We start from the raw sequence: 20276 nt of genomic DNA on the forward strand, positions 1-20276 counted from the left end.
CCAGGCGACCCATGGTGCGGAAGGGGTGATCTCGATGACGGACGACAATCCGGTGAATGCGCACCTGAACGCGTACGCGTCCGGTTCGGCTCAGGTCTTCCAGGCCGCCCGGGACCAGTTCGTCGTCGATCGCGATCTGCACATCTATTTGCACAACGGAGTGCGGGTGACCCGCCGGACCGTGAGCGCGCCGGCCGATGTCGAGTGTCCCTATCCGGGGCTGGCCGCGTTCGAGTCCGAGCAGGCGAAATGGTTCTTCGGCCGGGACCGGCTGGTCGCTGAGCTGGTCGGGAAAGTCGGCCATCAGCTCGACGAGCCGGGCATGCAGGCGGTGATCGCGCCGTCCGGAGCAGGCAAGTCGTCCCTGTTGCGGGCCGGCCTGATCCCCGCGGTCGCTCAGGGAGCGCTCCCGGTCCGGGGCTCGGCGCAGTGGCCGCAGGTCTACCTGACCCCGACGGCCCGGCCGATGCCCGCGCTCGCCAACAGCCTGGCGGCGCTCACCCGACTGCCACCGGAGCACGTCTGGCGGGTCCTGCACGCCCGGCCCGCGGCCGCCGGCGCGCTGGTCGCGACCGAGATGCGCCGGCAATCGGCCGCTGTTCCGCTGGTGATCGTCGACCAGTTCGAGGAACTCTTCACGATGTGCGCGAACCCCGCGGAGCGGGTCGCGTTCGTCGACGCACTGACGTCGTTGAGCCCGCGAGGCACGACTGGGCCACCTGCGGCACTGGTGGTGTTCGGGATCCGCGCGGACTTCTACGCCGCGGGATTCGACCTGCCGTCCGTGCGCGCGGCGCTCCAGGACGTGCCCGTGCTCGTACCGGAGATGTCGGAGTCCGAGTTGCGCGACGCGATCGTCTGCCCGGCCCAGCTGGAGCACCTGGATTTCGCGGACGACCTGGTCGAACTGCTGCTGCGCGACCTTGGCACGGGCTGCGCCACCGACGGCTACCCGGCGCACCGGCTGCCGATGCTGGCGTACGCCTTGCGTGCGACCTGGCAGACCCGGCACGGACACACCCTCACTGTGGCGGGTTACCGGGCGACCGGCGGCATCGCCGGCGCGATCGCCACCGCCGCGCAGCGGACCTTCACCCGGCTCAGCAGCACCGAGCAGGACATCGCCCGGCGGATGTTCCTGCGCCTGGTGCGGATCGGCGACGAGGACGTCCGCCGGCTGCTCCCCACGGACGAGTTGCTGGCGGCATTCCCCGGCAAGCAGGCGCACCCGGTGCTCGCCGCCTTCACCGCCAATCGCCTGCTCACCCAACGGGAGAACACGGTCGAGATCAGTCACGAGGCGCTCCTGCGGGCGTGGCCGACCCTGCGGAAATGGCTCGACGAGGACCGCGCCGGCAACCTGGTCAGACAGGACATCGAAGACGCCGCGACCGGCTGGATCCGTGACAAGCGGTCGAACTCCGTGCTGTACCGGGGAAACCGGCTCACCGCCGCCCGGGACTGGGCGGCCCAACCGAACCACGGGCTGAGCCACACCGGACACGCGTTCCTTGCCGCGTCGGTCCGACAGTTCAAGCGGGGCAAGAGGATCCGCCGCGCGACCATCGCTCTGCTGGTGGTGCTCACGGTTGTCGCCAGCGTCGTCGCCGGCTACGCCTTGGACAAGCGGGACGAAGCGGAGTTCAACGAGATGGTGGCCGCCAGCGCCGAACTCATGAAGATCGACTCGACGCTGGCGGCGCAGATGTACGTCGCCGCCAGGCATTACGGCCACAGCGTCCACCTCGACAGCGCGCTGGTCACGTCCCAGAACGCGCCGCTGGCGACGGTCCTGTTCACCAACTACGGCAACAACGAGCAACTTGGCTTCTCGGCGCTGGCCCACAGCCCGACCACCGACCTGGTCGCCGCCACCGACACGACCACGAAGCTGTACCTGTGGTCCGGCCCGCCCGGGCCGCCCACAGTCGTGCCTCTCGGCGGGCAAGCACGGCGAGAGCCTGGCGTTCTCGCCGAGCGGCGACCTGCTTGTCGTCGGCCACGACGACGGGACGTTCCAGGTATGGGACACCACGAGCCGGGCGACTCCGACACCGGTCGGGAAGCCGGTGCGCGGGGCGCAGGCCGCCCTGGTGGCCATGGCGTTCGACGCGCGGGGACGCTTTCTCGCCACCGGCGGGCTGGGCGACAGCGTCCGCTTGTGGGACTTGGCCGACCCGGCCGAACCGAGCCGGATCAGCGACGTGCCGGCCGGTGCGCGGGCCGGCATCCGCACCATGGCCACCAGCCAGGACGGCGATCTCCTGGCGTTCGCCGACGAAGGCACCGTGCACCTCTGGGACGTGTCGGATCCGCGACACGCCACCCGGATCGGGCAGCCGAGGCGGCTGGGCGACGCACCCGTGCTCGCCCTGGCGTTCAGCCCGGACGGCCGGGAACTCGCGGCCGGCACCATGGCCGGTGACGTGCTGCGGCTGGACATCGACGACCCCGGCCACCCGCGCGTCATCGGGCCGCCGTTGGTCACCGGCGGCGAGGTCCGGACACTCGCGTACGGGCCTGACAAGGACCGGCTGGCGGCGGGTCTCGGCAATCGGGACATCGCGTTGTGGTGGCTGGACGACGCCGGGACCATCTTCGCGGCCGCGAACGTGCTGGCCGGCCATGGCTCGGCCGTCACCGGACTGTTCTTCGCCGGCCCGGAGCACGTCATCGGGGTGGACGCGGGCGGCTCGTTGCGTGACTGGCACCTGCCACCCACCGTGTTCTCGCCGGGACAGCGGCCGGCTTTCACCCGGTTCGCGCCGGCCGGCGACCGCCTCGCGGTCGGGTTGGCCGACGGGTCCGTCCGGTTCTGGGACACCGGCGACCCCGCCCTGCCCATGCGGCTGGACGCGACGATCCCGGCGGGCGCGTGCACGGCCGCCGGGGTGTGGCTCAGCACCGAGCGAGACCTGTTGGCCTGTGTGGACGCGCACGGGCAGGCCCACATCTGGGACATGGCCACCTTGGACTCAGTGCGTCGGTTCGACGGCGTCATCCCGTCGGCGGCGACGACTGTCGCGTTTGGACCGGGCAGCCGCAGCCTCGTCACCGTGCGGTCGGACTCGGCCGCGCAACTGTGGTCGATCGACGACCCGGACAAGCCGCGACCGCTGGGCCAGCCCTTCGGCCACGACTACGACATGGTCGTGGCCAGTGCCGACGGCACTCGGCTGGCCGCCGCCCGGACCACCGGCGAGATCGACCTGTGGGACCTGTCGGATCCGGCCCACCCCCGGCCGTGGGGCACCACACTGACCGGCCCGGTGCAGCGGACAGCGGCGATGGCGTTCAGCCCGGACGGCCGTACCTTCGCCGCTGGCGGCATCGACCACGGCATCCGGCTCTGGACCGTGGCGGACTTCTCGCACAGCGGCGATCCGACCGTGACGCGCCTCTCCCCGGGCGTGGTGTTCGCCATCGACTTCAACCACGACGGCACCAGGATGGTCACCGCCGGCCTCGAATCCGAGCTGCACGTCTGGGACACCGGGACGATGGCCGAGGTGTACTGGCCGATCAGTCTCAATGCCGCCACTGTCTCGGGGGCGACGTTCCCCCGCAGGCCCACCTCCGCGCAGTTCCGTCCGTCCGGCGACTGGCTGGTGACCAGCCTCGACGACGGCACAGTCGCGCTGTGGAACACCGATCCACAACGCACGGCCGACCGCGTGTGCGCGCTGACCACCGAGTCGGACCTGCCCGCCAAGTGGCGCGAACACTTCCCGCAGATCTCGTATCGCGCGCCCTGCGGCTGGCGTTAGTATCCGCGGCTTCCGGCGCCGTCGCTGAGCAGGGAGAACGCTTCCGCGGCGGCCACTGTGGCCTCGGGGTACAAGGAGTCCGCGGTGCGGCCGTCGGCGAGGCCGCGCCAGTTCTCCCGGGCCAGTGTTTTGAGCACGGCGACGATCTGGGTCGCGACCAGGCGGGCCATCAGGGTTCCGTCGAGGGCCGATGTCAGCTGGTCGACGTCGTGGGTTTCCAGGTCCGCCAGTCGGGACGCCAGGCTGGGGGTGGTGAAGACCAGGCGGTGGAAGGCCAGGACGTCGGGTCTGTCGCAGAGGCCGGTGACTGGGTCGCGGCGGTCCAGTCCGGCCTGAAAGTGGTGGTGCAGGGCGGAAAGCGGGGACCGGGCGGGATCCCGTTCGCGGACGGTACGGGCGGGTTCGCCGATGTGGTCGGCGAAGCGGTGCAGCACAAGGTCTTCCTTGGTGGCGAAGTACCGGAACAGGGTGGGTTTCGACACCTCGGCCGCGGCGGCGATGTCCGCCACGGAGACCTGGTCGAAGCCGTCCGCGAGGAACATCTCGATCGCCACGGCCGAGAGCGCCCGCCGGGTCCGTTCCTTCTTCAGCTCTCTCAGCACGTCTGTAACCCTAGCACAAATTTAACCGGGTTGTATTTGAGACTCGGTTGTGTTTTGGTGGGGCCATGACCAGTGTGCTGATCGCCGGAGCCGGGCCGACCGGCCTCACCCTCGCCTGTGACCTGGCCCGATGGGGTGTCGACGTGCGGATCGTCGACAAGGCCGCCCGGTTCTCGCCGGCGTCCCGCGGCAAGACGCTCAACCCGCGCAGCCTGGAGATCCTCGAAGACCTGGGGCTGGTCGACGAGATCATCGCCGCGGGCATCACCCACCTGCGCTACCGCAAGTACCGCGACGGCCGGCAACTGTCCGAACTGGACCCGTTCGCCGAGCCCGGCCCGACCCCGGACGCGCCCTACGACAGCCTGCTGTTCGTTCCCCAGTGGCGGACCGAGGAGATCCTCCGCGACAAGCTCGCCTCGTCCGGGGTGAAAGTGGAGCTGGACACCGAGCTGAAGGACTTCACCCAGACCCCCGACAACGTGCGGGCGACCCTGGCCGACGGCCGGGAGATCACCGCCGACTACCTGGTCGGCTGCGACGGCGGGCACAGCCTGGTGCGCAAGCTCTTGGGAGTGTCGTTCGCGGGGGAGACCGCGCGCGAACAGACCATGATCTGCGGCGATGTCGAAGTCGACCGACTGGACCCGAACGTGTGGCACCAGTGGATCGACGAGGACGGCGCGGTGCTGCTGTCGCCGTTCCGCTGCACGAGATCGTGGCAGCTGCAGGCGAGTTGCGCGCCCGACGCCGACGGGCGCCTGCCGGAACCGACCCTGGCGACGTTCCAGCGGCTGTTCGACAAGCACGCGCGGATCCCCGGGGTACGGCTGCGCGATCTCACGTGGTCCACGACGTGGACGGTGAACACGCGGATGGTCGACCGCTACCGGGTGGGCCGGGTCCTGTTGGCCGGCGACGCCGCGCACATCCACCCGATCGCGGGCGGGCTCGGGATGAACACCGGCATCCAGGACGCCTGGAACTTGGGATGGAAACTGGCGCTCGTCGTGTCCGGGCGGGCCGGGACGGACCTGCTCGACACGTACGAGGAGGAGCGGCTGCCGATCGCCGCGTGGACCCTGAACCTCACGACCGACCGGCTGAACGCGGTCATGGCGGCCGTGCGGAAACCAGGGGTCGGCCTGGAGCGGGTGCTGACACCGGAAGGCAGGGGCCTCACGATCGGGTACCCGTGGAGTTCCCTGGCCGGCGCGAACGGCGGCGGCCGAGCGCCGGACGCCCCCACCGCGACCGGCCGACTGTTCGACATGTTCGCGGGACCGCATTTCACGCTCTTGACCTTCGGCGACGTCCAAGCCGAGATCCCGGTCGACACCTACCGGATCACCGACGACAACGTCCGTGCCACTTACGGGATCGAAGGTGACGGCATGGTTCTGGTCCGACCGGACAACCACGTCGCGCTGACGTCGGCCGACCCGCGACCGGTGATGGACTACCTGGCCGCGTTGGCATAGCCATCAGTGGTGAGTTGGTCGGTGTTGGTGTCGTAGTCGAAGAGTTCGGCGTACCGGCCCCAGTCGATCGCCGTGTCGAGTTGGTGTTGGGCGTCGGTGGCGGAGAAGGCGCGGCGGAGCAGGTCCAGGAAGAAGGTGGCACGCAGGGATCCGTCGGCGCTGGCGTCCAGTGCCCGGCAGATGGTTCGGACCAGTGGGGCGTGGTCGCGCACCTGGGTGGCGAAGATCTTCTTGCTGTGCTGGATGTCCGCCGTGGTGAAGGCCGCGCCGGTAGCCGTGAGGTGCAGGTCGGCGCCGGTCACGACGAGCAGTTGCAGCATGGCCGCCGCGTCCACCAGGGGCAGCAGGTCGTCCACCTCGAAGTTGAGGTCGGTGGCCAGGTCGGGCAGGTCCGCGTCGCCGCCCCGGGCGTGGATGATCTCAACCAGGCCGGCCAGGCCGCCGACGGACGCCTGCGGCAGCGGACGGGCCGTCGGGGTGGGTTCGGGGCTCGACTCCTCGGTTTCGCGTCCGGCGAGCAGGTCGTAGAGGTGGTCGACCACGCTCGCGAACGCGGTGGACCGGCGGTCGCGCGGGCGAGCCAGGGGGATGGTGACCTCGGCGCGGATGCGGCCCGGGTTGGCGCCGAGCACGAACACCCGGTCGGCGAGCAGCACCGCCTCCTCGATGTTGTGGGTGACGATGCAGATCGCCTTGGTGGGGAACTGATCGCCGGCCCACAGGGACATCAGTTCGGTCCGCAGGTTCTCCGCGGTGAGCACGTCGAGCGCGGAGAACGGCTCGTCCATCAGCAACAGGTCCGGTTCGAGCACCAGGGCCCGCGCGAAGCCGACCCGCTGCCGCATCCCGCCGGAGAGTTCCTTGGGATACGCCGACTCGAAGCCGTCCAGGCCGATCAGGTCGAGCGCGGCCAGTGCGCGCGCCCGGCGTTCGGCGGGCGCGACACCCCGCGCGGCGAGACCAAGCTCCACATTGTCCTGCACGGTGAGCCACGGCATCAGCGCGAACGACTGGAACACCATGGCGGCACCGGGATTGGCGCCGTTGAGCACCTCGCCCCGGTACCGGACGGTTCCGCTGGTCGGGCTGATCAGGCCGGCGACGGTCCGCAGTAACGTGGACTTCCCCGACCCCGACCGGCCCAGCAGCGCCACGATCTCGCCGGCTCGCAGGTCCAGGGTGATGCCGTCCAGTACGCGCAGTTCGTCGCCTGCCGCGCCGGTGAAGCTCTTGCTGACGTTGTCCATGCTGATCAACACGGGATCCTCCAGGTTCACAGGGTGAAACGGCGTTCGGCGATGGCGTACAACCGGCGCCAGAACAGTCGGTTCAGGCCGACCACGTACAGGCTCATCACCGCGACGCCGATCAGGATCCGCGCCCCGTCGCCCGTTGTCGTGGCGTCCTTGATGTACGCGCCCAGCCCGGTCGCGGTGAGCGTGGTGCTACCGTAGCTGACGATCTCCGCGACGATGGACGCGTTCCAGGCGCCGCCGGCCGCGGTGATGCCGCCGGTGACGTAACTCGGGAAGATCGCCGGCAGGACGAGCCTGCGCCACCACAGTTTCCGGGGCAGCCGGAGGGTGGCGGCGGCCTCCCGCAGGTCGTTCGGGATCGCCGAGGCGCCGGCGATCACGTTGAACAGGATGTACCACTGCGCGCCCAACGCCATCAGCAGGATCCCGCCCCAGTCCAGGCTGATCCCGGTCGCCACCAGCACGCCCGTGATCAGCGGGAACAGGAAGTTCGCCGGGAACGACGCGCACACCTGGACAACCGGCTGCGCGAGCCGGGACACCTTGGGGTTGAGCCCGATCCACACGCCGATCGGCACCCACACGAGCGTCGCCACGACCAGCAACGCGATCACCCGGCCGAACGTCACCAGCCCGAGCAGCAGGGCGTGGCCGACCTCGCCGAACCCCGCCGTGTCCGCGATGAACGTGACCATCCGGACCAGGCCGTAGCCGATGAGCGCGAACACCACGACCGCGAAGACCACGTCCCCGATCCGGCGCCGCACCGGCGATGTCCGAAGTGGACGGTCCGCGAGGCCCAACACCGCCATCAGCCGGTCCAGCGGCCGCACCACCCAGCCGAACAGCCGGCCGAGCCCGCGCGGCACCCGAGACCGGCGCAGCAGGTCGAGCACGATGCTGCGGGGCGCGGTCGCCGCCTCGGACTCCTCCACCCGGAACCGTTCCGCCCACGCCGTCAACGGCCGCCAGAACAGCACGTTCACACCGACCACCATGACGATCATCACCGCGATCGCCAGCAGGACCTTGCCGAGGTCGGCGTCGTCGGTCGCGGCGGCGACGTACGCGCCGATGCCTGGCAGCACGTACGAGTGGTTGTTGACGCTCAACGCCTCCGATGCCACCAGGAAGAACCAGCCGCCGCCGAAGCTCATCATCCCGTTCCACACCAACGGGATCATCCCGCCGGGCACGTCCACCCGCCAGAACCGCTGCCACTTCGACAGCCGCAGCAGGCGCGCGGCCTCGTCCAGCTCCCGGGGCTGGGACACCAGGGACTGGTAGAACGCGAACGTCATGTTCCACGCCTGCGAGGTGAAGATCGCGAACACCGACGCGAACTCCAGGCCGAGCTGCGAGCCGGGGAACAGCGCGAGGAACCCGGTGATCGTCACCGAGAGGAACCCGAGGATCGGTACGGACTGCAGGATGTCCAACACCGGCAGCAGAACCTTCTCCGCGCGCCTCAGTCGGGCCGCTGCCGTCGCGTACACGAACGTGAAGACGACCGACAGCACCAGCGCGGCGAACATGCGCAGCAGCGAACGGGCCGCGTAGTACGGCAGTTCGCCCGGGTCCGTGGAGATCCGGTCCGGTGCGTTGGCCTCGTCGAAGGGCGCGACGAGGCCGTGCGACAGCTGGACCACCGCCCACAGCAGCGCGGCGGCGCCGGCGAGCACCACCAGGTCCGCCGCGCCCTGCCGGGGGCGGGACAAGGCTGGGCGGGACGGGAAAGTACGCAGTAATGCCATGTCACTTCTCCTGCCGCGGCGTTCGGACGTCCCACCGCACACTGGTCACCGAGGGTTCGAGGGACAGCCGGCTGACGGCCGTCTCCATCTGCTTGTCGTCCCGCCGGTCCGCGGCCAGTTCGGCGCGCACCTCGACGTGGCCGTTGTCGGGCGCGTTGCTGCTCTGCACCGACTCGAGCCGGAAATCCGTGCGCCCCAACGCCTGCACCAGCAACGCACGGACATGCGCCTCGGCGTCGTCCTTGGTCACCGCGCGGAAGATGTACACGGTCGGCGTCTCGTCGCCAGCCTCCGGCCGGCGGTCGATCACCCGGCCCAGCGGGCGCAGCAGGACGTTGACGATGACGACCACGACCGTGCCCGCCAAGGCGACCTGGTAAAGGCCGGCACCGGCCAACGAGCCGACCGCGGCCGAACACCACAGGGTCGCGGCGGTGTTCAACCCGCGCACCGTCAGCCCGTCCCGCAGGATCACCCCGGCGCCGAGGAAACCGATCCCGGACACGATCTGCGCCGCCACCCGGGTCGGGTCGGCGCTGCCGCTGCCGGTCAGCCCGCCGAAACCGTACGAGGACAACAGGACGAACAGCGTCGCCCCGGCCGCGACCAGCGCGTTGGTCCGCAGGCCCGCCATCCGGGCCCGGTACTGCCGTTCGAATCCGATCGCGGTGCCCAGCCCGACACCGGCGCCCAGGCGCAGCAGCATTTCCGCAGTCGTCATAACCGCGCTCACTTTCTTACAGTGTAAAAGGAGTTACAGCCAGGCGCCTGTCCGACGCGTGTACATCGTCTTCGCCAGCTGTGCGGCCACCCCGTACGCCGCCAGAATGGCTACCAGCCAAGGGAAATAGCCGAGTGGCAGTGCGGACAGGAGTAATGGTCCGGCCAGGGGCGACAGCGGCAGCGCCAGCGCGACGAACGCCACCACGCACGTGGCGACGAGCACCTGCCGAGACGGCCGACTGCCCATAATGGACCGCAGCACGAGGACGGCGATCAGCTGGGACAGCAGGCCTTCGACGAACCACCCGGTCTGGAACACCGTCGGGTCAGTGTCATTGTTACTGCCCGTGCCCAACGCCCACCACAGCACCGCGAACGTGGTCACGTCGAACAGCGAGCTGACCGGTCCGAACACGAGCATGAACCGGACCAGGCCGCCCGCCTGCCACCGGCGCGGGCGCTTCAGGTACTCCCGGTCGACCCGGTCCCACGGCAGCGCGAGCTGAGCGGTGTCGTACAAAAGGTTCTGGACCATCAGCTGCACCGGCAGCATCGGCAGGAACGGCAGGAACGCACTGGCCACGAGCACCGACAGCACGTTGCCGAAGTTGGAGCTCGCGGTGATCTTGACGTACTTCATCGTGTTGCCAAGCGTGCGCCGGCCTTCCACGACGCCGTCGGCGAGCGCGCTCAGGTCCCGTTCGGTCAGGATGAGGTCGGCCGCGTCCTTGGCGACGTCCGTGCCGCCCTGTACCGAGATCCCGACGTCGGCGGCACGCAGCGCCAGCGCGTCGTTCACGCCGTCGCCGACGAAACCCACCGAGTGGCCCGCCGACCGCAGTTCGGCGACGATCCGCGCTTTGTTCGCCGGGGTGAGCTTGGCGAACACCGTTCCGGTCGTGACCAGCCGCCGAAGGTGGGCGGCGCTGGCGCGGTCGATCTCGTGACCCTGCACCACCTCACCGATCCGCAGGCCCGCCTGTCCGGCCACGAACGCTGCGACGTGCTGGTTGTCCCCGGTGAGGATCTTCACTGACACGCCGCGCTCGTCCAGCGAACGCACGGCTGTGGCGGTGCTGGCCCGGACCGGGTCGACGAACCCCACGAACCCGACGAGCACGAGCCCGGCTTCGTCCATTTCGGAGTAACCGCCCAACCGCGCCGGTTGCTGGCGTGCGGCCACGGCGAGGATCCGCATGCCGTGTTCGGCGTAGGCGCGGACGAGGTCCTCGGTGTCCCGTCGCCGGGCGTCAGTCAGTTCGATGACCGCACCCGCCTGCCACGCTTGGGCGCATCGCGGCAGGACCTGGTCCGGGTCTCCTTTGGTGATCACAATGTGCTCGTCGTCGTGCCGCACCACCACGGTCGCCCGGCGTCGGTCGTGGTCGAAGCCGATCTCGTCGACTGCGCTGTAGGCCGCGTTGTTCGACACAGCATCTTCGTCACCGGCGAGCTGGTCCGCGATGGCCTCGTCGAGCCGGTTGCGTGGCCCGGACTGGAATCGTACTGCCAGGTACGCGTATTCGGCGGCTTCGCCGTCAGGCTGGCCGTACAGGTCGATGCTGTGCGCGTACGCCACGCGGTCCTCAGTGAGCGTGCCGGTCTTGTCCACGCACAGCACGTCCATGGCGCCGAGGTCCTGGATCGCGTTGAGCCGCTTGACGACCACCTTGCGCTCGGCGAGCCGGACCGCGCCGCGCGCGAGGTTCGTGGTGACGATGACCGGCAGCATCTCCGGGGTGAGCCCGACCGCCACGGCCGCCGCGAACATCGCCGCCTGCGCCCAGTCACCGGTGACGAACCCGTTGACGGCCAGCACGATCGGCACCATGACCAGCATGAACTTGACGAGCGTCCAGCCGACCGCGCGGACGCCGAGGTCGAACCCGGACGCCGGGCGCGCGCCCTGGATGTCCCGGGCGATCGTGCCGAAGTACGTGTCCGATCCGGTCGCGACCACCACCGCGGTGGCCGTGCCCGCCACCACGGAAGTGCCCGCGAAACAGATCGTCTCTATGTCCACAATGGACGCCTGACGCGTGTTGGTCACGCCTTTGCGCTCGGGCAGCGTCTCGCCGGACAGCCCGGACTGGTCCACCATCAGGTCCACCGCGCTCACCAGCCGTACGTCGGCGGGCACCACGTCACCCGGGACGAGCAACACCACGTCGCCCAGCACGAGGTCTTCGACCGGCACTTCCCGCGTCACGGCAGTGTGGCCGTCGCTCGCGCGTCGGCGCACGGTTGCTGTCGCGCTGACACGTGCGCGCAGCGCGTCCACCGCGCGGTCCGAGCGAGTGTGCTGCCAGAACCGCAACCCCACGGCCAGCACGACCATCGCGCCGACCGTCACGGCGCCGCGCACGTCGCCGACAACGACGAACACCACACACAGGCCCGTCAGCAACGCGATGAACGGACTGTTCACACCCGCGCGCACACGCGCCCACACGCTGGCGCGCGTCGGCCTGGCCACATGGTTGTCGCCGTGCTGGGCCAGCCGGTCGGCCGCCTCGGCCTCGGTCAGGCCCTTCGGAGTGCCGTGCACGGCACGGAACAGCGGCAGCTCGGCCGCGTTCGCCAGTTCACGCAGGCGGGCGTCGTCGGAGAATGTCTTGAACATGGTGCGGTCCTGTCACGTCGGCGGCGTCGGCCGGGAACAACTGGCAACGACGAGCACCACGCGGACCGCCGGGCTAACTGAGCCCTCGCGGGCGCGGCCGGGCGACCGCGTGGTCGTGACTACTTCCCTCGCCGGTCATCCGGCACACCTCCCTCCAGCACAAGTCCTGGCCGCTCAGCGGCCATGAGCCATTAGACATGAGCGGGCCCGATCAGTCAAACAGTTGTGCAAGTGTTTGTTCTATGTCACTCTGGCGGTATCACCCGAGAGGACGCCGTGCCCGTCGAACACTTACCCCAGCCCGCTGAACCGTTGCCCGCCGACCTGCTGCAGGACACCGCGGCGACCTTCGGGATGCTCGCCGGGAGCGTGCGCCTGCAGATCGTGTGGCTGCTCGCCGCGGGTGAGCGTGACGTGGGCACGCTCGCGGCCGAGGTCGGCCAGTCCGTGGCCACGGTCAGCCACCACTTGGCCAAGCTCAAGCTGGCCGGTCTGGTGCGCGCCCGCCGCGAGGGAAAGCGCCAGGTGTATGTCGCCGCCGATCCGCATGTGGTCGACGTGGTCCGGCTGGCAGTCCGACACCAGGACGAACTCAGGACACCCTCGCAGGCCCGCGCCACCCGCTGACCCCCGGGGTTAGGCTTTCAGGTCGCACCCGGGAGGGGGACCTATGAGCCGGCCACGTGGGTTGATCCGCCGACACCGGGATTTTCGGTGGTTCTGGTCCGGGCAGGCCGTGTCGGTGATGGGTACGCAGGTCACGGCGGTCGCTTTGCCTTTGGTGGCCACGCTGTTACTGGATGCGCGGGCGGGTGCGGTCGGCGCGATCGCGGCGGCGACCTACCTGCCGAACGTCGTGGTTCCGATGCTGGCGGGTCACTGGTTGGAGACGCGTCGTCGCCGGCCCGCGTTGATTGGCGCGGATGTCGTGCGGGCCTTGGCGCTGGCGGTGGTGCCGTTGTCGGTGTTGTTGGGCTTTTTGTCGTTGCCGCTCCTGGTTGTTGTCGCGTTCGTGGTCGGGGCCGCGAGTGTGGTGTTCGACGTGGGGAGTTTTGCCTACGTACCAGGCATGGTGGACGACGACGACCTGCCGAGGGCGAACCAGGCACTGGAGGGCTCGCTGACAGTCGCCCAGGTCGCCGGCCCAGGGTTCGCCGGTGTGCTGGTGCAATGGCTGGGGCCGGCGGTCGCGGTCCTGGTCGACTCGGCCAGCTACATCGCCAGCTTGGTGGGCATCACCGCCGCGCGCCGGCCGGAGCCGGAGCCGGTGGTGGACAGCACTGAGCGGCGCAAGGTGCTGGCGGGGTTACGGCACCTGCTCGGCAACCCGGTGCTGCGGGCGTTGACCATCCACGCGGGTGTGTACAACGTGGGTTCGCAGATCTTGATGGTGAACCTGTTGGTGTGGCTGGTGTCCGACCGGCAGGTGAGTGTCGGCGTCTACGGGCTCGGGTTGTCGGCGGCGGGCGCGGGGGCGTTCGTCGGCACCATGTCGGTGTTACGGGTCAGCGGCCGGATCGGCTACGGCTGGACGTATGTGTTGGCATTGCTGCTGTTCACCGGCGTGCCGCTGGTTCTCGCCGCGCTGCCCATGAGCGGTACCGCGTTGGGTGTCGCCGTTTCGGCGGTGTGGGTGGTGGCGGGAGTGGGGCTGGGCGGGGCGAACGTGCTGTCCACGACGCTGCGGCAGGCGGCGGTGCCGAAGGCGGCGCTGGCCAGGTCCATTGGCACGTACCGGTTTCTGATCTTCGGCGTGATCCCGTTGGGCAGTGCGGCGGCCGGTGTGATCGGGGAGACGTTCGGCAGCCGGACCGGAGTCGCCGTCGGCACGGTCGTCATGGCTCTTTCGGCGGTACCGATGGTGCGCCGTGAAGTGCGTGGGTTACATGATCCCCAAGACGCGGTGACCACGGCCGACTGATTTTTCCCAGACCTTGAGCGTCTTCCGTTTCGGCTGGGCGTGGCGATAAAATGCGATCAGCCGAATTGGTGTTACGGAGGCGGGCCGATGTCGGATGACCGGACGTACCTCGTCGTGGTCAACCACCAGGAACAGTACTCGATCTGGTTGGCGGACAAGGACATTCCGGACGGCTGGCGCGCCGAGGGGATGAGCGGGACCAAGCCGGAGTGTATCGGCCACATCGAGGAGATCTGGACGGACATGCGTCCGTTGAGTCTCCGGCTGAAAACCGACGGCTGAGCGTCCCGGTCGACGATGAGGGGGACATGTGTGCTGAGACCAGCATTATCCGGTTTCCCCGGATGACGATCTCCGCGCCCGCGTTGACGACGATAACGATCGACAACGTGAATGCGGAGACCGCCGAACGGGTCGCCGCGGTCACTCGTCGGTCCTATGTGGACTCTGATCCGCTGCCCGGACTGCCCACACCGGACGGCGCGGTCGAGGACGCCGGCCATGTCATGCGGTTTCTGGCGGACGGCGGGTCGATCCGGGCGCTGCGGATCGACGAGGCCATCGTGGCTGTGCTACGGACGAAGCTGTTGTCCGACGGCGCCTGGTGGGTCGCCCGGGTCGCGGTCGACCCTGCCGCACGAGCCCGCGGCGTCGGCCGGTGGCTGATGGCCGAGGTGGAAGCGACCGCCCGCGCCGAAGGCGCCCGAACGGTCCGGTTGGACGCGGTCATCGAACGCTGCCTGCTGCCGTACTACGCGAATCTCGGCTACCGGGCGGTGGCGTACCACCTGCCGGACGACGGGAAGCTGCTCACCGAGGCCGCGATGGAACGCGACCTCACCCAGCCACCCGAACCCATGCCGGTCTACGGGCCGGATCCCGGCGCGACCGGCCGAATCACTTGGTACGTCACACCGAACGGCCTGATCGCGACGACCGAACCGGTTGGCCGGGGACGGCTGGCCGGAGTGGACGTCTGGCGCGGTGATCCGGCCGAACTGCCCGAACTGCTTCGCACGACCCCTGGCGCCCGCCCGACCGACGACCCGCGCGTGGTCGTGTTCCGTGCCAGCCGCGCGAACGTCCCCTTGCACCGCATGCCCCGCGCCCTGCACAGCGACCTATGGGCGGTGGCCCGGTTCCGGCCGGGTCACGAGATCCAGGAGTTCCCACCGACGGCATCCAGGAGTGAGACTTGACCACGACCGCGCCGCGGCTCTTATCGGCCACCCCCGTCGACCTCGGCGGCCACTTCGACAACCGCGGCATCACCCGCGGCGGCGAACTGGACCAGGGCGGCTTCAACATCTGGGACAACACGTTCCCCGCGGAGGACCTGCCCGAGCCGGGCGGCACGGTCCGGATCGGGGACGTGCCGTTCCTGTTCCCCGCGCCCGATCCGGCCGGCCGGGACAACCTGCGGTGCTCCGGCCAGGTGATCGAGCTGCCGACCGGCCGGTACGACTGGTTATACCTGCTGGCCGCGTCGGAGCGGCGCAGCGAGGACGTGATCACCCTGCATCACGCCGACGGATCTGTGGATCCGCAATGGCTGCGCGTGTCCGACTTCTGGGCGGAGACCCCGGCGCATTTCGGCGAGCAGGCGTCCGTGCGGTGCCGCAGCCTGCACTATCCGCGGCACATCCAGCGCAACATGGCACCGGTGATCTGGCGGACCAGGGTGCCCGTGCCGAGGGAGACCGACCTGGCCGCCATCGGGCTGCCGGACAACGTGGCCATCCACATCTTCGCGCTCACCTTGATCGGACCAGAGGCATGACCGCGACAGGGGTGATCGATGATGTCGTGCCGTGGCGCCACGACCTGGTCGGCTGCCTGTGGACGAGCGCGGCGACGATCCTGCGCTGGCACGGCGTGCCCGAGTTGGAAACCCTTGGCGCGGCATGGGGTTTCCGGCACATCCCGACCGACTTGAGGCGCGAGGAGTACTACTACCCGACGCCGCCCGGCGTCTCGCTGTACGAGGGGCTCGCGCCGTACCATCCGGTCCGTTCGGTGTGGCACGAGCCGGCGGACGCCGCGCAGGGCTGGGAACAGGTTCGGGCGCAGGTGGCCGCCGGTGTCCCGATCGTGGTGGCGGCGGACAACTTCTACCTGCCGTTCCGGCCCGCGTACCAGGACGTGCACACCAATCATCTGGTGATCGTGTACGGCTACGACGACAACGCCGGAACAGTCCGGGTCCTGGACGCCGTGCCGCCGCGGTTCGACGGCGACATCCGGCTGGACGAGCTAGCCGCCGCGCGCGACTCGCAGAACCCGATCCTGCACAACCGGGACATGTTCTTCACCAACCAGCCGATCGGCAACCGGTGGCTGGAGATCCACGTCGACACGGACGCCTTCCCGCCGTTCGACCGGGACACCGTGTTCGACACGATCCGCCGCAACCTGCACGGATTCCGCTCGGCCGGCGACGGCTACGTGGGCCTGACCGGGCAACGCGCCTACCTCGCGGACGTGGCCGAACGGTTCGAAGACGAGGCCGACATCCGGGACGAGCTGTTCCTCGTCGCCGGGGCCGTCCTGGCCAACACCGCGCTGCACGCCGACTGGCTGGTGTTGGCCGCGTCCGCCGCCGACGAACCGGCGCTCGCCGTGCTTGGCCGTTCCGTGCAACGCATCGCCCACCACTGGACGGCCGTGCGGATCATGAGCGCGCTCACCAGCACCGGCGAGATGTCCGCGGACCGGTTGCGCCGCCGGTTCTCCGCATTGTGCGACGACCAGGCGCGGGTACTCGCCGAGCTGTCGGACGTCGTGTCCGGGAAGTTCTGAGGATGGAGCAGATGTCAGGCGACAGCGGAAGTCCCGAGACCTCGTTGGCCGAGGCCCGGCGCGCCTTGCTCGCGATGAAGATGCGCCAGCGGCAGGCCGCCGCGGCCGAACGGGACCGGATCGTCCGGGTGCCCCGCTCCGGCCGCCTGGCGGTCACCGAGCAACAGCACTACATATGGTTCCTGCACCAGGTCTCGGTGGACCTCGCCCAGTACAACATCCCGTTCGTGTTGCGGCTGCGTGGTGAGCTGGACGAACCGGCGCTGCGTAAGGCCGTGCGGGATGTCGTCAACCGGCACGAGAGTCTGCGTACGACGTTCGGCGTGGACAGGGGAGTGCCGTTCCAGATCGTCGCCGACCCGGTGACGGACGTGCCGGTGACCGTCACGGACCTGTCCGGGCTCGCCGAGGACGAACGCTGGGCCAAGGGCCTGTCGGTGGCGATGGCCGAGATCCGCGTCCCGTTCGACCTCGCCACCGGTCCGCTGCTGCGTTGTGGGCTGGTCAGGTTGGCCGCGGCGGATCACCTGCTCGTGATGACGTTCCACCACATCATCACCGACGGGTGGTCCACCGGTCTGCTGATCCGGGACCTCGCCGAGTTCTACGACGCCGCGCACACCGGCCGCGAGGCGAGGCTGCCGGAGTTGGCCGTGGCACCGGTCGACGTGGCGGTGTGGCAACGGCGTCAGCTGACCGGTCCGGGGCGGGAACGTGACCTGGAGTACTGGCGTGGCGCGCTGAAGGATCTGCCCACTTTGGACTTCCCGGCCGACAAGCCGCGGCCGCTCACTCCGACCGGGCGGGGCCTGGCGTTCGTCCGGCCGTTCCCCGGCGACCTGCTGCGGGCCGCCCGGGACCTCGCGGCGCAGTGGAACATCAGCGAACTTTCGGTGTACGCGGCCGCGTTCGCGATCGTGCTGGCCAGATACACCGGGCAGACCGACATCCCGTTCGGTTCGGCGGTGTCCGCGCGGACCCGGCACGAGCTTGAGTCGATGGTCGGGATGTTCGCCAACACGGTCGTGCTGCGGATCGACCTGACCGGCGACCCCACCGTGGCGGAGTTGCTGCGCCGATCCAACGAGCACGTGCTGGACGTGCTGGCGCACCAGGACGTGCCGTTCGGCCGGGTGGTGGAGGACCTGCGGCCGGAACGGGACGCCGCCCGCAACCCGTTGTACCAGGTCGCGCTGAGCCTGCTCAGCGAGGAGATCATGGCCGACTTCGCGTTCGGCGACGTGCGGGTGGAGAACGTGGAGGTGCACACCGGCACGTCCCGGTTCGACCTGTCCGTCCAGCTCAACACCCGCTCGGTCGGCGACGGGTTCGTGTGGGTGAACTACGCGGACGACCTGTTCGACCCGGAGCGGATGGAACGGCTGGTGGTCCACTTCCGGACCGCGCTCGAGGCGATCGTGGCCGACCCGGCCCAGCCGGTGGCCGGGATCTCCGTGCTGCCCGAGGAGGAACGCCGCCGGCTGGTCGCGGAGTGGAACCCCGAGCCGGTCGACTTCGGCACCGCCGACCGCACGCTCGTCGACCTGGTCGGCGCCGCCGCGGCGGCAAATCCGGCCGGGGTCGCGGTGCGGTTCGAGGGCGCTGATCTCACGTACCAGGAACTGGACCGCCGGTCCAATTGTCTGGCGACGCTGCTGCGTGCCGAGTACGGGGTCGGCCTGGAGTCGATTGTCGGCATGCTGCTGGAACGCGGCCCGAACGTGCAGACCACCGAACTGGCGTCGATCAAGGCCGGCGGCGCGTGGCTGCCGCTCGACCCGACCCATCCGGCCGCGCGCCTGCGGTTCCAACTGGAGGACGCGGGCGCGGACGTCGTCGTCACCACGACCGCGCTCGCCGGTCTGCTGCCCGCCGACATGCCACGAGTGCTGCTCGACACCGCAGATCTGGAGTCCTGTTCGGACAGTCCGCTGCCCCAGGTGGCAGGCCCGGACAACGCCGCGTATGTGATATACACGTCCGGGTCGACTGGCAAGCCTAAAGGTGTGGTGGTCACGCACCGGGCGGCCGTGAACTTCGTCGGCGCCGCCCAGCAGCTGTTCCACATCACGCCGGCGGACCGGGTGCTGCAGTTCGCGAACCCGACCTTCGACGTCAGCGTGTTCGACGTGTATTCCGCGCTCGCCAACGGCGCCACCTGTGTATCCGCGCCGACTTCCGTGTTGTACGACCCGCACCGGCTCGCGGAGCTGATGCGACAGGAGTCGGTGACCGTGGCCGACATCGCGCCGGCCGTGCTCGGCCTGGTGACCGACACGGATCTACCGGAGCTGCGCGCGTTGTTCGTCGGGATCGAGGCGTTCACCGCCGACCTCGTCAACCGGTGGCGTACGTCGAAACGCGCTTTCCATAACGGCTACGGCCCGACTGAGGCGACTGTGGCCTGTGTGGACTACGAGTGTCCGCCGGAGCGGTTGACCGCGGCGCCGCCGATCGGCCGGGCGATGGCGAACATCAGCGCGTTCGTCGTGGACGGTCGCGGCGATCTGGTTCCGGTGGGTGTGCAGGGCGAACTGTGCATCGCCGGGACGTGCCTGGCGCGGGGCTACCTGGGCCGGCCGGGGCTGACGGCGGAGAAGTTCGTGCCGTGCGAGTTCGGCGGGCCAGGGGAGCGGATGTACCGCACGGGTGACGTGGTGCGATGGGAATGGAACGGCCAGCTGGTGTTCGTCGGCCGGGTGGACCGCCAGGTGAAGATCCGGGGCCTGCGGGTGGAGCTGGGCGAGATCGAGGACGTCCTGGCCGGCGCACCCGCGGTCGCGCAGGCCGCGGTCGTCGTGGCCGACAGCGACACTGGCCCCAGGCTCGACGGGTATGTGGTGGCTGAGCGCGGCGGGAAGCTCACCGAGGACTCGGTCCGCGACTGGTTGGTGGACCGGTTGCCCGTGCACATGGTGCCGGCGACGTTGACGATCCTGGCCGAGTTGCCGCTGACGGGCAGCGGGAAGCTGGATCGCAAGGCGCTGCCGGCGCCTGCGACGGGCGTCGCCGCGGGCGGGATGGTGACCGGCACCGGGCGGCTGCTGGCCGAGGTGTGGGCCGGGCTGCTGAACGTGTCGGCGGACACGGTCGCCGGCGCGGACAACTTCTTCACCCTCGGCGGGAACTCGTTGCAGGCCACCCAGCTGATCTCCCGGATCCGCGACACGTTCTACGTCGAGCTGGACGCCCGGCAGCTGTTCAGCCATCCCCGGCTGAACCAGATGGCGGACCTGGTGGACGAGGCCATGCGCGCCGCCATGGACGAGAGCGAACTGGCCCTGCTGGAGAAAGAGGTCGCCGAACTGTCCGAAGAGGAGCTGGACCGGTTGTTGGCTGAGGACGAGTGA

General features: G+C 69.7%; 14 protein-coding genes and 2 pseudogenes. 11 read left to right on the forward strand and 5 right to left on the reverse strand.

Annotation, left to right across the window (positions count from 1 at the left end; translation table 11 throughout):
- Window positions 1-34: 34 nt before the first annotated feature.
- The 3 genes and pseudogenes from EV192_RS57380 to EV192_RS57390 all read left to right on the forward strand — a co-directional run.
- A pseudogene (locus EV192_RS57380) lies at window positions 35-1408 on the forward strand (nSTAND1 domain-containing NTPase); the annotation flags it as partial.
- 415 nt (window positions 1409-1823) lie between these two features.
- Window positions 1824-2129, forward strand: a pseudogene (locus tag EV192_RS57385) (hypothetical protein); the annotation flags it as partial.
- Between the two features lie 108 nt (window positions 2130-2237).
- Complete coding sequence (locus EV192_RS57390) at window positions 2238-3767, forward strand: WD40 repeat domain-containing protein (protein ID WP_132116120.1); 1530 nt, start codon at window positions 2238-2240, stop codon at window positions 3765-3767.
- Here the strand turns inward: EV192_RS57390 and EV192_RS16510 are convergent.
- Complete coding sequence (locus EV192_RS16510; RefSeq protein ID WP_243726876.1) at window positions 3764-4369, reverse strand: TetR/AcrR family transcriptional regulator; 606 nt, start codon at window positions 4367-4369, stop codon at window positions 3764-3766. The two genes, EV192_RS57390 and EV192_RS16510, sit on opposite strands and share 4 nt — an antisense overlap.
- A gap of 65 nt (window positions 4370-4434) precedes the next feature.
- Here EV192_RS16510 and EV192_RS16515 point away from each other — a divergent pair, with 65 nt between their 5' ends.
- The gene (locus EV192_RS16515) at window positions 4435-5850 is read left to right on the forward strand and encodes an FAD-dependent monooxygenase (protein ID WP_132116122.1); all 1416 of its coding nucleotides are present in this window, start codon (window positions 4435-4437) and stop codon (window positions 5848-5850) included.
- Here EV192_RS16515 and EV192_RS16520 read toward each other — a convergent pair.
- From EV192_RS16520 to mgtA, 4 genes are read right to left on the reverse strand one after another with little or no spacing between them, the layout of a single operon-like run.
- Complete coding sequence (locus EV192_RS16520; protein WP_243726877.1) at window positions 5829-7109, reverse strand: ABC transporter ATP-binding protein; 1281 nt, start codon at window positions 7107-7109, stop codon at window positions 5829-5831. The two genes, EV192_RS16515 and EV192_RS16520, sit on opposite strands and share 22 nt — an antisense overlap.
- Before the next feature lie 14 nt (window positions 7110-7123).
- Window positions 7124-8860: an ABC transporter permease gene (locus tag EV192_RS16525; RefSeq protein ID WP_132116124.1), complete on the reverse strand. Its 1737-nt coding sequence runs from the start codon at window positions 8858-8860 to the stop codon at window positions 7124-7126.
- A 1-nt stretch (window position 8861) separates the two neighbouring features.
- Window positions 8862-9581, reverse strand: a complete 720-nt coding sequence (locus EV192_RS16530) for an MgtC/SapB family protein (RefSeq protein WP_132116126.1) — start codon at window positions 9579-9581, stop codon at window positions 8862-8864.
- Window positions 9582-9614: 33 nt separating this feature from the next.
- Window positions 9615-12206, reverse strand: a complete 2592-nt coding sequence (gene mgtA / locus EV192_RS16535) for a magnesium-translocating P-type ATPase (protein ID WP_132116128.1) — start codon at window positions 12204-12206, stop codon at window positions 9615-9617.
- Window positions 12207-12482: 276 nt separating this feature from the next.
- On the opposite strand from mgtA, the gene EV192_RS16540 reads away from it, so the two are divergent.
- The 7 genes from EV192_RS16540 to EV192_RS16570 all read left to right on the forward strand — a co-directional run bounded on the left by EV192_RS16540 (window position 12483) and on the right by EV192_RS16570 (window position 20276).
- Complete coding sequence (locus EV192_RS16540) at window positions 12483-12833, forward strand: ArsR/SmtB family transcription factor (RefSeq protein ID WP_243726878.1); 351 nt, start codon at window positions 12483-12485, stop codon at window positions 12831-12833.
- 43 nt (window positions 12834-12876) lie between these two features.
- Entirely contained in the window at window positions 12877-14127 is a 1251-nt protein-coding gene (locus EV192_RS16545; protein ID WP_132116130.1) for an MFS transporter, read from the forward strand.
- A gap of 87 nt (window positions 14128-14214) precedes the next feature.
- Window positions 14215-14409, forward strand: coding sequence for an MbtH family protein (locus EV192_RS16550; protein ID WP_132116132.1), 195 nt, complete (start codon window positions 14215-14217; stop codon window positions 14407-14409).
- 26 nt (window positions 14410-14435) lie between these two features.
- Entirely contained in the window at window positions 14436-15326 is an 891-nt protein-coding gene (locus EV192_RS16555; protein WP_132116134.1) for a GNAT family N-acetyltransferase, read from the forward strand.
- A complete protein-coding gene (locus tag EV192_RS16560) occupies window positions 15323-15907 on the forward strand; it encodes a hypothetical protein (protein ID WP_132116136.1) in 585 nt (194 codons plus the stop codon). Before EV192_RS16555 ends, EV192_RS16560 begins: the two co-directional genes overlap by 4 nt.
- Complete coding sequence (locus EV192_RS16565) at window positions 15904-16926, forward strand: BtrH N-terminal domain-containing protein (RefSeq protein WP_132116138.1); 1023 nt, start codon at window positions 15904-15906, stop codon at window positions 16924-16926. The genes EV192_RS16560 and EV192_RS16565 overlap by 4 nt, the downstream gene beginning before the upstream one ends.
- A gap of 11 nt (window positions 16927-16937) precedes the next feature.
- Entirely contained in the window at window positions 16938-20276 is a 3339-nt protein-coding gene (locus tag EV192_RS16570) for a non-ribosomal peptide synthetase (RefSeq protein WP_165960417.1), read from the forward strand.

The organism is Actinocrispum wychmicini (assembly GCF_004345645.1).
GTDB classification, from domain to species: Bacteria; Actinomycetota; Actinomycetes; order Mycobacteriales; family Pseudonocardiaceae; genus Kibdelosporangium; species Kibdelosporangium wychmicini.